The 785-nt window shown below is 68.4% G+C and carries 1 protein-coding gene; it reads right to left on the bottom strand.

Annotation, left to right across the window (positions count from 1 at the left end; translation table 11 throughout):
* Positions 1-94: 94 nt before the first annotated feature.
* The coding region (locus CCN51_RS55410) for a hypothetical protein (RefSeq protein WP_158104767.1) at positions 95-785 on the bottom strand (691 nt) is incomplete at its 5' end.

Raw genomic sequence — 785 nt, 5'->3', positions numbered from 1 at the left:
CCCCGGCGCAACCCCCGTAGAGACCCTCGGCCGACACAGCCACCACCACTGACCCGCCTACGCCGACAACGTCGGCACAAAACACCGACCCTGGTCACTGGTACATCGGCGTCATCAGGTCGAGGCGCTCCGCGTATTCGGCCCGGCCGAGGTCTCGGTATGCTCGCGCCCACAACGGCTTGAGGTCGGCGAAGTGGCCGCTCGGCGCGTTGACGAAGATGTCCTTGAGCCCGAGCAACGCGGTCGCCGGGTGTCCGGTGTCGAGCAGGCGTTCAGCGTCGGCCAGCGCTGGTTCGAGCGACGACTCCCACGAGCTGACGTAGACCACCGGCTCCCGATCGTTGTAGGCGTCGGCTGGGGCGAGCACGCCGATGCCGTCCGCGCCGGGCTCGTGCCGCCACCCCTCCGGTACGTCAAACACGATGTCGAACTCGGTGTCCTGCATGACTGCCGTGCCATTCCACCGTGAACCGGGAAAGGTTCGATCCGGGTCCGGGTGTACGCGGAGTTCGGCGGCCAGCCGGTCAGCAAGTTGCCGGTCTTTGACGCGGGCGTTGATGCGCCACTGGTTCTGGGCAAGCCACACGTCTGGGTCGCGCCCCGCCGGGGGCTCCGTGTCCGGCTCCTGGCGCCACCGTCGTAGGGCCCGTGACAGCATGAACTCCAGGCCGGTACGCGTGTCCGTGCCGATCAGGGTCACGCCGTGTTCATGGCCGTTGGCCAGCGCGACCGGATGGTCCAGCCTGCTGAGTTCCGGCGCGGGTACCAGCCAGCCGATGTAGCCG

The sequence above is a fragment of the Streptomyces milbemycinicus genome, assembly GCF_002154605.1.
In the GTDB taxonomy this organism is placed as follows: Bacteria; Actinomycetota; Actinomycetes; order Streptomycetales; family Streptomycetaceae; genus Streptomyces; species Streptomyces milbemycinicus.
Note: the sequence above shows the minus strand (reverse complement) of the source record. Positions and strands in the feature narration are given on the sequence as shown.